This is a genomic window from Bacillus sp. FG16, from assembly GCF_057809515.1.
On the sequence record NZ_JBMDKC010000017.1, the window covers coordinates 1 to 13,428 of the forward strand.

General features: G+C 35.7%; 14 protein-coding genes. 4 read left to right on the forward strand and 10 right to left on the reverse strand.

The genetic code is table 11. The features are described 5' to 3' along the window. Positions 1–77: 77 nt before the first annotated feature. From pyc to ACODS7_RS08730, 3 genes are all read right to left on the reverse strand, one after another. The gene (gene pyc, locus ACODS7_RS08720) at positions 78–3,524 is read right to left on the reverse strand and encodes a pyruvate carboxylase (RefSeq protein WP_043937980.1); all 3,447 of its coding nucleotides are present in this window, start codon (positions 3,522–3,524) and stop codon (positions 78–80) included. Between the two features lie 332 nt (positions 3,525–3,856). Then, positions 3,857–5,035, reverse strand: coding sequence for an FtsW/RodA/SpoVE family cell cycle protein (locus tag ACODS7_RS08725; RefSeq protein WP_029443148.1), 1,179 nt, complete (start codon positions 5,033–5,035; stop codon positions 3,857–3,859). Positions 5,036–5,160: 125 nt separating this feature from the next. Next, positions 5,161–5,448, reverse strand: a complete 288-nt coding sequence (locus ACODS7_RS08730; protein ID WP_000135694.1) for an Fpa/YlaN family protein — start codon at positions 5,446–5,448, stop codon at positions 5,161–5,163. A 155-nt stretch (positions 5,449–5,603) separates the two neighbouring features. On the opposite strand from ACODS7_RS08730, the gene ACODS7_RS08735 reads away from it, so the two are divergent. Continuing rightward, positions 5,604–6,101 carry a molybdopterin-binding protein gene (locus ACODS7_RS08735; protein WP_243168379.1) on the forward strand — a complete coding sequence of 166 codons (498 nt, stop codon included), beginning with the start codon at positions 5,604–5,606 and terminating at the stop codon, positions 6,099–6,101. A 31-nt stretch (positions 6,102–6,132) separates the two neighbouring features. On the opposite strand, the gene ACODS7_RS08740 is transcribed toward ACODS7_RS08735, so the two are convergent. Together ACODS7_RS08740 and ACODS7_RS08745 are read right to left on the reverse strand one after the other, a co-directional pair. Then, entirely contained in the window at positions 6,133–7,461 is a 1,329-nt protein-coding gene (locus ACODS7_RS08740; protein WP_000358083.1) for a PhoH family protein, read from the reverse strand. A gap of 246 nt (positions 7,462–7,707) precedes the next feature. Further along, a complete protein-coding gene (locus tag ACODS7_RS08745; protein ID WP_000024600.1) occupies positions 7,708–8,163 on the reverse strand; it encodes a pyridoxamine 5'-phosphate oxidase family protein in 456 nt (151 codons plus the stop codon). A 145-nt stretch (positions 8,164–8,308) separates the two neighbouring features. Between ACODS7_RS08745 and ACODS7_RS08750 the strand changes: the two genes are divergently transcribed. Further along, entirely contained in the window at positions 8,309–8,509 is a 201-nt protein-coding gene (locus ACODS7_RS08750) for a YlaI family protein (protein WP_001995040.1), read from the forward strand. 35 nt (positions 8,510–8,544) lie between these two features. On the opposite strand, the gene ACODS7_RS08755 is transcribed toward ACODS7_RS08750, so the two are convergent. From ACODS7_RS08755 to typA, 3 genes are all read right to left on the reverse strand, one after another. Continuing rightward, positions 8,545–8,820 carry a hypothetical protein gene (locus ACODS7_RS08755; protein ID WP_001258136.1) on the reverse strand — a complete coding sequence of 92 codons (276 nt, stop codon included), beginning with the start codon at positions 8,818–8,820 and terminating at the stop codon, positions 8,545–8,547. A gap of 14 nt (positions 8,821–8,834) precedes the next feature. Beyond that, complete coding sequence (locus ACODS7_RS08760; protein ID WP_016080452.1) at positions 8,835–9,137, reverse strand: YlaH-like family protein; 303 nt, start codon at positions 9,135–9,137, stop codon at positions 8,835–8,837. 155 nt (positions 9,138–9,292) lie between these two features. Continuing rightward, entirely contained in the window at positions 9,293–11,137 is a 1,845-nt protein-coding gene (gene typA, locus ACODS7_RS08765; protein WP_243168378.1) for a translational GTPase TypA, read from the reverse strand. Between the two features lie 140 nt (positions 11,138–11,277). Between typA and ACODS7_RS08770 the strand changes: the two genes are divergently transcribed. Then, positions 11,278–11,457, forward strand: coding sequence for a DUF5325 family protein (locus ACODS7_RS08770; protein ID WP_000400123.1), 180 nt, complete (start codon positions 11,278–11,280; stop codon positions 11,455–11,457). Positions 11,458–11,507: 50 nt separating this feature from the next. Here ACODS7_RS08770 and ACODS7_RS08775 read toward each other — a convergent pair whose 3' ends face one another. Next, positions 11,508–12,293 carry an inositol monophosphatase family protein gene (locus tag ACODS7_RS08775; protein WP_016080450.1) on the reverse strand — a complete coding sequence of 262 codons (786 nt, stop codon included), beginning with the start codon at positions 12,291–12,293 and terminating at the stop codon, positions 11,508–11,510. 88 nt (positions 12,294–12,381) lie between these two features. After that, a complete protein-coding gene (locus ACODS7_RS08780) occupies positions 12,382–12,570 on the reverse strand; it encodes a hypothetical protein (protein ID WP_001250164.1) in 189 nt (62 codons plus the stop codon). A 207-nt stretch (positions 12,571–12,777) separates the two neighbouring features. Between ACODS7_RS08780 and ACODS7_RS08785 the strand changes: the two genes are divergently transcribed. Continuing rightward, positions 12,778–13,404, forward strand: coding sequence for a YktB family protein (locus tag ACODS7_RS08785; protein WP_000155318.1), 627 nt, complete (start codon positions 12,778–12,780; stop codon positions 13,402–13,404). Positions 13,405–13,428: the final 24 nt, after the last annotated feature.

Below are 13,428 nucleotides of genomic sequence, written 5' to 3' on the forward strand. Positions count from 1 at the left end.
AAAAACTGCACCTCCAATTGTTAGACTGTGTCTAACAATTGGGGTGCAGTTCATATTTACACAGCTCTTTTTTTATTTTAGTGATCTAATTCAATAAGTAAATCACCCGTTTGAATTGCATCACCATCGTTAACATATACTTTCTTCACTTTACCATTGAACGGCGCTTGAACTGTCGTTTCCATTTTCATCGCTTCTGTAATTGCCATAGAATCGCCTTTTTTCACTTCATCGCCTTCTTTTACAACTACTTTAATTACCGTTCCTGGCATTGTTGCACTAATGTGATTTGGATTTTCACGGTTTCCTTTCACACGTTGTGCAACTGTTGCTTTCACACTCTCGTCTTTCACGATAATTTCACGTGGTTGACCATTAAATTCCAAGTAAAGGACACGATTTCCATCCGGCTGTGGTTCTCCAATTGATACAAGTTTAACCATCAATGTCTTACCTTGTTCAATTTCCACATCAATTTCTTCACCTAGTCTCATACCATAGAAGAATGTCGGTGTATCAAGTACAGATACATTTCCATAAAGCTCAGCAACTTTTTCATAGTCCATAAATACTTTTGGATATAATGCATATGCAACTACATCAAAAATTGTTACTTCGCGTCCAAGTTTATGGAATAATTCTTCTTTTAACGCGTCGAAATCTACTGGCTCTAGTAGTTCACCTGGTCTTACTGTTAACGGCTCTTTCCCTTTTAAAATAATCTTTTGCAATTCTTTCGGGAAACCACCGTACGGTTGACCTAAATCACCAGCGAACATTTCAACAACAGATCCAGGGAAGTCCAAAGCATGTCCACGCTCTAAAACATCTTGTTCTGTCAGATGGTTTTGAACCATAAATAATGCCATATCGCCAACAACTTTTGATGACGGTGTTACTTTTACAATATCTCCAAACATGTCATTCACACGACGGTACATTACTTTCACTTCATCAAAGCGATCTCCTAAACCAACCGCCTTCGCTTGTTGCTGAAGATTACTATACTGTCCACCTGGCATTTCATGCATATATACCTCTGTGTGAGGTGCATTCATACCACTTTCAAACGGTGCATAGTATTTGCGTACATCTTCCCAATAATGAGATAGCTTTTCTAAAGAATCGATATTAACATCTGGTTGTCTTTCATTTCCACCTAGTGCATAGAATAATGTGTTCGCACTCGGTTGTGACGTTTGACCAGCCATAGAACTCACTGCTACATCGACAATATCAACACCTGCTTCAATTGCCTTCGTATACGTTAATATACCATTTCCACTCGTATCGTGCGTATGCAGGTGAATCGGAATCGATACCGTCTCTTTTAATGCTGAAACTAAATCATATGCTGCGTTTGGTTTTAGTAAGCCAGCCATATCTTTAATACCTAAAATGTGAGCTCCCGATGCTTCCAACTCTTTTGCTAAGTTTTTATAATAATTCAAATCATATTTACTACGTAATGGATCATGAATATCTCCTGTGTAGCACATTGTTGCTTCTGCAATTTTACCAGTATCTCTTACAGCATCAATTGCAACTCTCATACCTTCTACCCAGTTTAAACTATCAAAAATACGGAACACATCAATGCCTGCTTGAGCAGAACACTCCACAAATTTTTGAATTAAATTATCTGGATAGTTTTTGTAGCCAACTGCGTTTGACGAACGTAGTAACATTTGGAATAAAACGTTCGGCATTTTTTCACGAAGATCTAGTAATCGTTCCCATGGATCTTCTTTTAAGAAACGATACGCGACATCAAACGTTGCACCGCCCCACATTTCAGCTGAGAATAGGTTTGGTAACATTCTCGCTGTTGGCTCTGCAATTTGATGTAAATCTTTTGTACGAATACGAGTTGCAAGTAATGACTGATGTGCATCACGGAATGTTGTATCCGTTAAAAGTACACGGTTTTGATCCTGTACCCATTTTACTAATCCATCTGCTCCACGCTCGTCCAAAATTTGTTTCGTTCCATTTTGGATTGGCTCTGAATGTTTTAAACATGGAATACGAGCATCTGGGAATATTGGCTTTTCTTTTTTCCCTACTCCTGGGAAGCCATTTACTGTTACTGAACCAATATAATTTAACATTTTCGTTCCGCGGTCTTTACGTTTCGGGAACAAGAATAGTTCAGGTGACACATCAATAAACGAAGTATCATATTCTCCTGATAAGAAGTTTTTATGTTTTACTACATTCTCTAGGAATGGAATATTTGTTTTAATACCACGAATACGGAATTCTTTTAAGTTACGTTCCATTTTTGCAGCAGCTTGCTCAAAAGTAAGTGCCCAAGTTGTAACTTTTACAAGTAAAGAATCGTAGTATGGTGTAATAACTGCACCTTGGAAGCTATTTCCTGTATCAAGACGCACACCAAAACCACCGCCTGATCGATACGCCATAATTTTTCCTGTATCCGGCATAAAATTATTTAGTGGGTCTTCAGTTGTTACACGAGATTGGATTGCAAATCCATGCACAACTACTTCCTCTTGCTTCGGAACACCTACTATTTTACTATGTAATGCATGTCCATCAGCTATTAAAATTTGTGATTGAACGATATCGACTCCTGTAATCATCTCTGTAATCGTATGTTCTACTTGAACACGTGGATTTACTTCAATAAAGTAAAACTCATCATCTTTTACAAGGAATTCTACTGTTCCTGCATTTAAATAGTTTACATTTTTCGTTAACTTCACAGCAGCATCACAAATACGCTGACGCAAATCATCTGAAAGTGATACACTCGGTGCTATTTCTACAACTTTTTGATGACGACGTTGTACAGAACAGTCACGCTCGTATAAATGGACAACATTGCCTTCTTCATCTGCTAAAATTTGTACTTCTATATGTTTAGGTTTTTCAACGAATTTTTCGACGTAAACTTCATCATTACCAAAGGCTGCTTTCGCTTCTGATTTCGCTCGATTATATGATTCTCCTAATTCCTCACTAGTACGCACAATACGCATACCACGACCGCCACCACCAAGAGATGCTTTAATAATAATCGGGTAATCATACTTTTCAGCAAATTTTTCGACTTCTTCTAATGAATTTACTGGACCGTCACTACCAGGTATAACTGGAATTTGTGCTAGCTGCGCTTGTGTTCTTGCTTTCACTTTATCGCCAAACATATCTAAATGCTTGCTTTTCGGACCGATAAAGATAATCCCTTCTTCTTCACAACGTTTCGCGAATTGAATATTTTCTGACAAGAAACCATATCCAGGGTGGATTGCATCTACATGATTACTTTTTGCAATCTCAATAATGCCTTCAATATCTAGATAAGCATCAATTGGTTTTTTTCCTTCCCCAACTAAATAGGACTCATCGGCTTTATAGCGATGATAAGAACCACTATCCTCTTTAGAATAGATTGCAACTGTTTTTAATCCAAGTTCCGAACAAGCTCGAAACACACGAATTGCAATCTCTCCACGGTTAGCTACCAATACTTTTTGAATACGTTGCAGCTTTGTCATGATTTTCCCCCTCTACTTTCCTACCACTCTAGAGATAAAATATATACACACCTTAAAAAGCGTGAAGTTCTTCACTTTCCACATTATATTATACTTAGAAAGCTTCACTTTATTTTTATCCATCATACCTTATTTTTTAACAAATGATAAGTTTTCTGTACAATTTGTTTCACAAAAATAGTATAGCATACCTCTTCCTTTTCTAACAACTTAATTGTATATCACATTTAACCAAATGTGATATATCTTTTAACTGAAAGAGAAATTAATACATCATATTTAAAACTACTTGAAAATAAAAAACACATCATGCTCTAAAGCACAATGTGTTTTTATTTTACAACTACAAGATGTGGTCCATTTTGTTCTCTTTCTTTTATTACACCATTCTGTTGTTTTTCTTCTCGTTTTACATGACTAGCAATATTAAGTAGTATTCCCATCGCAAGTAGATTAGCTAATAAAGAACTACCACCGTAACTGACAAACGGTAATGGTACTCCTGTAAGTGGTATTACTCCAGACATACCACCAACATTAATAAACGTTTGAACTCCAACCAAGCTTGCAATTCCGATAGCTATTAAACTTCCAAATGGATCTGTACACTTTTGTGCAACTCTAAATGATCGAATAATAATAAGCAATAGACAGATTAAAATAATAGCTACACCTATAAATCCAAGCTCTTCAGATATAATCGCCATTATAAAATCTGTTTGCGGCTCTGGTAAATAACCATACTTTTGTACACTATTTCCTAATCCTCGACCATTTAACCCACCTGAAGCAATTCCAATAAATGAATTTATTAATTGGAACCCATCCTTTTGTGGATCACTAAATGGATCAAGAAAAACTGAAAAGCGTGCCTTTTGATACGAACTTAATGCATAATTCCCAAGAAAATATAGCGCTGGAATCCATACTATAGAAGTTAAAACAATTCGTTTAATCCATAAGTTAATCCGTACTCCTGAACAAAGAAACATAATTCCTACTGTCCCCATAATTAACAAATCAGTCCCTAAGTCATTTTGCTTTAAAATTAAGAACATAATTAAACCAACACCCAAAAGTACTGGCCCTGACCCTTTAAAAACAGGCGTATTCGTTTCCTGCCTCTTCGCAAAGAAATTGGCCAACACAAGAATAACTGTTATCTTAACAAATTCCGCAGGCTGTATTCCAAATATCCATCCACTTGCACCATTTACTGTCTTAGCAAAAAATGCAGCTGCTGCTAATAATGCAACACTAATTCCATAACTTCCCAATAAAAAGATTCGTTTTCTCCACACTTTATATGGGATAATAGCAAGAACTATTAATAACACTGTTCCAGCAGCTAGAGTAATTAATTGTCTTTTAAAAAAGAAATTTGCTGGTTTATCAAACCTCGAAATCGCAACAATGGAACTCGAACTATATACCATTATAACTCCCAGCACACATAAGATAACAAGAGGAAGTAACAATGAATAATCCATTGATTTCCATACTTTTTTCATTTCATTTCCTCTTTCTGTTTCAATTTAATTATTGTTGTATTCCATATGTACATTGATTCTTCCTGCTTTATTATACAAATAAAAAGCTCAAACTAATTTAGTTTGAGCCCCCTTATTTGAACCCGTTATTGTTGTTTGTTTGTAAACGCTTCATGAAGTGCAGATAACTCACGTTCGAGCTCACCTAACATTGCTTTCCCTTGTTCTTCTGCAATAAGACCAAGGCGAACTGCAAAATCGACCTCGCGGGATAGTCCAAACATTTGTGTGTCTAACACTTCTTCATATAATGGACATTGCGGCATTGTAAGATGGTCCATTTGCACCTTAATAAGTCTTAAAATCTTCTCTGCATCCGCTTGTAGAAGGGCTAGTGCCTTTTCCTGATGATTTGCTACTGTCTCAGACGCCAAATTGATTCCCTCCGTTTCCGTCCTACTCTCCTCTATCCTATCTATTAATATTAGCGATAGTTTTAATAAATTGCAATAGAAACATTTTTTGTGACAATAGTGTCTAATGCTATTATACTGAAAAGTGGGAGTATAACACAAATGGGGGAACAACAATGAGCGAAATTTTATTTATTAACGGAAAAGTACGTTTTCCAATCACTATTGATCCAACTGTTTGGATCTTTGATGATCGAAAAGTAGATTTGACAACTTACTTTGATGAAACTAGAGAAAACACGTCTGAACTAGAAACTTATTTAAAAAACACTTCAGAGCATTGGGATCGTGAAATTCGTGATGGTGCTGCCTTCCCGCCGATACAACAAAGTGTAAAGAAATATAAAAAAGAACAGCTAATTACTGGAACATTTGGTATACCATTTCATCCATTCCTTGCTAACGCTGAAATTTTAGAGGACGCTACGCAAGTTGAAATTGAAACGGTAGATCATACAATGACACTTCCATTAGAAACTGTCAAAAATGCTATACTAGGCTTTTCAAAAGAAGGAAAACCATTAAAAGAAGATGGGCCTGTTCATCTCTATTTCAATGATGGATCTAATCAACAAAATCCAATCTGTAGCATCCGTAAATTTACAATTATTTAAAGAAAAGGAGTGAGCTTAAGCTCACTCCTTTTTACAATAAATCTGCTGCTAGTTGAGCTAAATTAGATCGCTCCCCTTTAACAAACTTCACATGACCACTAATACGCTGTTCTTTAAACTTCTCTACAACATACGTTAAGCCATTATTATATTCATCTAAATATGGGTGATCAATTTGCTGAGGATCTCCCATCAATACAATCTTACTCTTTTCCCCTACCCTAGTTAGTATCGTTTTTACTTCATGCTTTGTTAAATTTTGTGCTTCGTCAATGATAATGAACTGATCTGGAATACTTCTCCCGCGTATATAAGTAAGGGCTTCTACTTCAATCGAACCCATTCCAGCTAAAATAGCATCTAACTCTCCTGGCTTTTTTGTATTAAATAAATACTCTAGGTTATCAAAAATTGGCTGCATCCATGGTCTTAACTTTTCTTCTTTTTCTCCTGGTAAATAACCGATATCTTTTCCGACTGGAACAATTGGCCTTGCAACGAGTAATTTTTTATATAACCCTAAGTCTTCCGTTTGCATGAGTCCCGAAGCTAACGCAAGTAACGTTTTTCCTGTGCCGGCTTTCCCCGTTAACGTTACAAGCGGAATATCTTCACGAAGCAACAATTCTAACCCCATAATTTGCTGCACGTTTCGCGGTCGTATCCCCCACACTTGTTCATTGTGAAAAATAAGTTTCTTTACCTTCTTACCTAAGTGATCCACAATGCCAAGCGCAGAACTAGAGCCCCCTAATGCATCTTTCATTACTACAAATTGATTTGGGTAAAAAGGGTGATTCGCAATTTCAGATAGAGGCAATTCACCTTTCTCATAAAAATAATCCAATTGTTCTTTTGATATATATCCTTCTAAAAAGCCAGAATATATATTTTCTACTTCAATTACGCGATCACTTAAATAATCTTCAGCCTTCAAACCAATTGCATCAGCTTTTACCCTTACGAGTACATCTTTACTTACTAAAATAACAGACTTCCCGTCCTCTTTTTCCTGTTCTTCTAAAGATAGATTTTTTGCTACAGCTAAAATTCGATTATCATTTGTTTTTTCTACAAAAATATCTTGTAGTTGCACAAATGAACGATGGTTTAATTCAATACGAAATGTTCCGCCATTTTCTAGCGGGATACTTTCATGCAGCTTTCCTATTTCACGAAATTTATCTATTAACTTAGATACATAACGAGCATTTCGTCCTACTTCATCCATATAACGTTTTTTCGAATCAACCTCTTCTAATACAACTGCTGGAATCACTACTTCATTGGTTTCAAATGAAAAAATAGATAAAGGATCCTGCAAAAGTACATTCGTATCTAACACATAAATTTTATCCAACCTGTTACCCCCTGACTCCACTTTTAAATTTGTAGAACAAGGGTTTCATCCATAAAATATGGACGAACCATTGTTATAATTATATGTACCGTGTAAACGAGGTAGAATCGAAAATCATAGTCATTAAACCTTTTATTTATTCTTTATTCATTTCTGTTCAATATATTACTTTTTATTATAATTATTAACGTTAAATCACAATAACCGATTACAAAAGTGAATAAACGAATTTCTTATTTAGCACATTTATAATTCTCTTATTCCTACTAGCACTTCGTTATCCAGTTTTTTTGCCGCCCGAAGATCGTATGTTTTTTCATATGTTGGTTCAATTGCAAGTTTCGCTCCATAAAACATAACATCACGTACTTCTTGCACATTAACTTCTATTACAGTTAATTTCAAAGAAATACCTTCCATTCTATCTGTCAAAATTTCACCTGCACCACTTATGGAAAATACGGATTCATTCGCCATTATAGTCAATACTACCCCTGTATTATGCCTTATATTTTCCACAATACGTGACCGTTGATCTACTGCAAATCGAATACTAGTTTTGCTCACTGCATACACCCAAGAAATAGCACTTACGTTAGGAACTTGTTTTTCAAAATCTGTCGTTGCTATCATCACAATACACTCTTTACGCAACGTTTGTACTAAACCCTCTGTTAAAGTAGGCTCTACTACATTCGCCATATTTTCACCTCCAAACATACTTGGTATATCCTTATCATAACTTATTTTTCGAATTGCGAAAATATTATTTTTTCCCACTATTATTCAAAAACATTATACTTCCATGATATACTTATACTGATAGAATTCGTATTGAGGTGACGAAATGAGAGTCAAATGTATGATTTGTGATAAAAAAGATATGTTAGATGATGAAAATCCTATGGCAAAAAAACTGCGTAATCGCCCTATTCATACATATATGTGCATGGAATGTTCGGAACGAATTGCAGAGCGTACAATGGAACGTCATGCAAGTGGTAATTTCCGATTATATCGTGATAAAAAAGTCGAAGACGATTGGTAAAATGTAAATAAGTCCTTACTCATATAGATAAGGACTTATTTATATTTTTCTGGCTCACGGTTCATCTGATCCAAGAAACAATCAATGGCTTCTAGCGGAAACCTTGCAGATTTCCTTTCCCCATTCATTTCATATGTAATTAAATACATTTCCTCGTTCTTTTTAACTTCCACATCTTTTAATTTATGTTCTTCATATATCATATTTTGAAATAACAAATACGTTTCTTTTGCAGCACTATCATCCGGACGTGCTTCCGCAACTGTTTTAATTGTTAACCAATTATATAGTGCATCTTGTACTGAACGCATAAAACTTCACCCCCTCACCCTGCTTTTTGTTGTTTCGCTTGACGCAAACGCAATCTATAAATTCCAAGTACAATTGCCGCTACAACAAGTCCCTCTCCAACAGGTAAAAAAACTGCAAAGAAAGTTAACACTGTACATCCAATCGCTAACGATATATATATCACTATATTTTTTATTATTGATAGTTTTCTTGCAAAACCTAAATTATACACAAGTGCACTTAATATAATAATGATGCCATACAGTAACCACATCCCTAATTCTGGATTTTCATCAACTTTACATAATTTCGCAAAGAAAGACATTCTTTCTAACACTATTTATCCCCCCTTCTCATAAAAAAACAAAATTTCTTTATGTACTTAATACAAGAGTAACCCGCGAAAAAAATACTGTCCACTAAAAAGAGTAAATATTCTAAAAATAAACATAAAAAAACAGCTACCTTAATTTAAGGTAGCTGTTTTATTTTTTACGCTTCTACAGATTTCTTTTTCTTAGCAGCTCTTTCACGTTCGCTCTTATCAAGAATCTTTTTACGTAAACGAATTGATTCTGGAGTTACTTCACAGAACTCGTCATCGTTTAAGTACTCTAATGACTCTTCTAGAGTCATTAAGCGTGGTTTTTTCATTGTTGAAGTTTGATCTTTCGTTGCAGAACGAATGTTAGTTTGTTGTTTCATTTTCACAACGTTAACTGTTAAGTCGTTCTCACGAGTATGTTCTCCTACAATCATACCAGCATATACTTCTGTACCTGGTTCAACGAAGATTACACCACGGTCTTCAACTTGCATAATACCGTATTGTGATGCTTTTCCTGTTTCAAGTGAAACTAGAACACCTTGGCGACGTCCACCCACTTGTCCAGCATGTACTGGTTGGTAGCAATCGAATGTATGGTTTAAAATACCGTAACCACGAGTTAATGTTAGGAATTCTGTTGTGTAACCAATTAAACCACGTGCCGGAACCATGAAAGTAAGGCGAACTTGACCGTTTCCGTTATTCACCATATCTAACATTTCACCTTTACGTGCACCCATTGATTCCATAATAGAACCAGTGTATTCTTCAGGAACATCGATTTGTACGCGCTCTACAGGTTCACATCTTACGCCATCGACATCTTTAATAATTACTTCAGGCTTAGATACTTGTAGTTCATAACCTTCACGACGCATGTTTTCAATTAAGATAGATAAATGCAGTTCCCCGCGTCCAGATACGATCCATGCATCAGGAGAATCTGTATTATCTACACGTAAACTTACATCTGTTTCTAATTGTGAACGAAGACGCTCTTCAATTTTACGAGATGTAATGAATTTACCTTCACAACCTGCAAATGGGCTGTTATTTACAAGGAATGTCATTTGTAGCGTTGGCTCATCAATACGTAATAATGGTAAAGCCTCTTCATGCTCAACCGGACATACCGTTTCACCTACGTTAATGTCTTCCATACCTGAAACAGCTACTAAATCTCCAGCTTTTGCTTCTTCAATTTCTTGACGTTTTAATCCAATGTAACCGAATAATTTCGTTACGCGGAATTGTTTTACACTTCCGTCAACTTTCATTAAAGCAACTTGTTGTCCAACCTTCATTGTACCGCGGAATACGCGTCCAACTCCAATACGTCCAACGTAGTCGTTGTAATCAAGAAGTGCTACTTGGAATTGAAGTGGCTCTTCGCTGTTATCAACTGGTGCTGGAATATGTTCGATAATTGTATCGAATAATGATTTCATATTCTCTTCTTGATTTGCTGGATTTGAATCTAAGCTTGCTGTTCCGTTCATTGCTGATGCAAATACAACTGGGAACTCTAATTGATCTTCGTTTGCACCAAGTTCGATGAATAAGTCAACTACTTCATCAACTACTTCATCAGGGCGAGCGAAGTCCCGGTCAATTTTGTTTACAACAACGATTGGAGTTAAGTTTTGCTCAAGAGCTTTCTTTAAAACAAATCGTGTTTGTGGCATACAACCTTCATATGCATCAACAACAAGTAGAACACCATCAACCATTTTCATGATACGTTCTACTTCTCCACCGAAGTCAGCGTGACCTGGTGTATCTAAAATGTTAATTCTTTTATCTTCATAGTGAATCGCTGTATTCTTCGCTAAAATTGTAATACCGCGTTCTCTTTCTAGATCATTTGAATCCATTGCGCGTTCTTCAATATGTTCATTCGCACGGAATGTCCCCGCTTGACGTAATAACTGGTCAACAAGTGTTGTTTTACCATGGTCAACGTGGGCAATAATTGCTATATTACGTAAATCTTGTCGTTTTTTCAACATGTCCAACTCCTAATGTCTTTTTAATCCTTCTCTATTATAAGAGCGAAGGGGATACAATAGCAATTAAAATAAAAGCAAGAATGAAAATATAGTTGTATTCTTACTTTTGTGAAAGTAAAATGAGATTGGAGGGTGAAGAAATGGAACACATTCAATATCGCTTTTTATTAACCGCAATTATCGGTGTTATTTTCTTAATCGGTATCGGCATTATGATTGCTGAAAATAGTCCAATCGGTATTATTATTTGCATTATCGGTACATTTGTTGCAGTTGGATACGGTTTTGTAACAAAAAGAAAAATGCGCAAATCACAATAACGCTAAAAAGTAAGAAGCTTATACACAGCCTCTTACTTTTTTTGTTGCTCTCATATAAATGATAACACTTCTTCATACACTCCTGGTTTTGCAACTAACACACTGCTCTTCTCTATGATAGAAAGTGGTGCTCCAGCGAATGTCGTTACCTTACCTCCAACTTCTTCTACAATTATCTGTCCTCCGCCAAAATCCCATGGTGATAATCTCGGCGTTACATATGCATCTATTCTTCCTGTTGCAACATATACCATCTCTAACGCTGCACAGCCATATGATCTCGTGCCCCTTGCTTTCTTAACAAGTGCCATCATACTTTCCATATTAAGCAATGGATTATCTGTAAGCCATATCGCATTTAAAGCTACAATACTTTGCTCTACAGTCCCTTTTTCCAATGGAGGAATTGATATATCATTACAAAAAGCTCCAGACCCCTTGACTGCATGATATAGTTCATCATGTACTGGATCATAAATAAGTCCAATCTTTCCGATACCGTTCTCATAAATCCCAATTGAAATTGCAAAATTTCTTTTTTGATGAACAAAGTTCATCGTGCCGTCAATTGGATCAATTAACCAAACAACCCCGTCAGAAGACGTTATCTCGTCTCCATAACCCTCTTCTCCTAAAATATTATGATTCGGGAATGTTTCTTTAATTTTCCCAATTAAAAACTGTTCTATCTCTCGGTCCATATTTGTAACTAAGTCAGCTGCATTGGATTTTGTTTCTATAATAAGTGCTTTTTTCATGGATGCCATTAAATGCTCTCCTGCATCCCGAATCCACCGTTTGGCGTGTGCATCGATGTCTTTCCATACTTCTTGCATGTTTAAACACTCCGATCTATACTGTTCACAGAAAAAACGAACCCTTTATAAGGTTCGCACCAACTAATTTTTTATACATATACTATTATTACGCTTCTAAACGAATCATTTCAAGTCTTAACACTTCTAACTTTTGTACACACTCTTCTTTTTTCTGTTTATCATCTTCCATCATCGCATCATATAAAGTTGCTAATTCATAATCTAGCTCCAAACGTAGCACCGGTATTCTCTTTTCGGCATCTGTTCTCTTTAACGCATTAATCACCTGTCTCATATTATTTGCCTCCTCCCAGTATTCGTCTGCCCTCGGACTAGAATTAATTCAATTTTCTGATTTTTTGTTTTATACTATACTATGTTGGATAAATCATCTATGCAACAAAATTATATTTTTTTATTTAAATTTTTTTGTGCTGTTTTTTTTTATGAATAGTACAAGCTATGCTAAAATAAAAGCAAAATAGGAATTGGAGGAACAATCATGACAATACAAACATTCAAGTCAACTGATTTTGATGTCTTTACAGTTGATGGTCTCGAAGAACGAATGAGTGCAATTAAAACGAACATTCATCCTAAGCTAGAAGCTTTAGGGGAACAATTTGCAGAATACTTATCCCAACACACTGATGAGAACTTTTTTTATCATGTTGCAAAACACGCACGCCGCAAAGTCAATCCACCAAACGATACTTGGGTTGCTTTTTCAACAAATAAACGAGGATATAAAATGCTACCGCATTTCCAAATCGGCTTATGGGGTACTCATGCCTTCATATACTTTGGTTTAATCTATGAGTGTCCACAAAAAGTTGAGACGGCTCATGCCTTCTTAGAACATTTAAATGATTTAAAAACAAATATTCCAAATGACTTCGTTTGGTCTATTGACCATACTAAACCAAGTGTGAAATTACATAAGACACTTGAAACTGAAGACTTACAAAAGATGATTGAACGACTAGCTACTGTAAAAAAAGCAGAATTATTAGTTGGTATTCATATATCACCAGAGGAGTTTTCAGCAATGACCAACGAACAATTCCTTGCTAAGATTGAATCTACGATGCAATCACTCCTTCCTTTATATGCACTTTGTAATCGATAGTAGAAAACGGACAATTTATATTGT

Bases quoted from the DNA above. Each gene is read 5' to 3' on its own strand.
- ACODS7_RS08725 (WP_029443148.1), bottom strand. From the start codon at position 5,035: ATGAAAAAAGTATGGAAATCAATGGATTATTCATTGTTACTTCCTCTT.
- ACODS7_RS08735 (WP_243168379.1), top strand. From the start codon at position 5,604: ATGAGCGAAATTTTATTTATTAACGGAAAAGTACGTTTTCCAATCACT.
- ACODS7_RS08755 (WP_001258136.1), bottom strand. From the start codon at position 8,820: ATGCGTTCAGTACAAGATGCACTATATAATTGGTTAACAATTAAAACA.
- ACODS7_RS08770 (WP_000400123.1), top strand. From the start codon at position 11,278: ATGGAACACATTCAATATCGCTTTTTATTAACCGCAATTATCGGTGTT.
- ACODS7_RS08745 (WP_000024600.1), bottom strand. From the start codon at position 8,163: ATGGCGAATGTAGTAGAGCCTACTTTAACAGAGGGTTTAGTACAAACG.
- ACODS7_RS08785 (WP_000155318.1), top strand. From the start codon at position 12,778: ATGACAATACAAACATTCAAGTCAACTGATTTTGATGTCTTTACAGTT.
- ACODS7_RS08780 (WP_001250164.1), bottom strand. From the start codon at position 12,570: ATGAGACAGGTGATTAATGCGTTAAAGAGAACAGATGCCGAAAAGAGA.
- ACODS7_RS08775 (WP_016080450.1), bottom strand. From the start codon at position 12,293: ATGCAAGAAGTATGGAAAGACATCGATGCACACGCCAAACGGTGGATT.
- typA (WP_243168378.1), bottom strand. From the start codon at position 11,137: ATGTTGAAAAAACGACAAGATTTACGTAATATAGCAATTATTGCCCAC.
- pyc (WP_043937980.1), bottom strand. From the start codon at position 3,524: ATGACAAAGCTGCAACGTATTCAAAAAGTATTGGTAGCTAACCGTGGA.
- ACODS7_RS08750 (WP_001995040.1), top strand. From the start codon at position 8,309: ATGAGAGTCAAATGTATGATTTGTGATAAAAAAGATATGTTAGATGAT.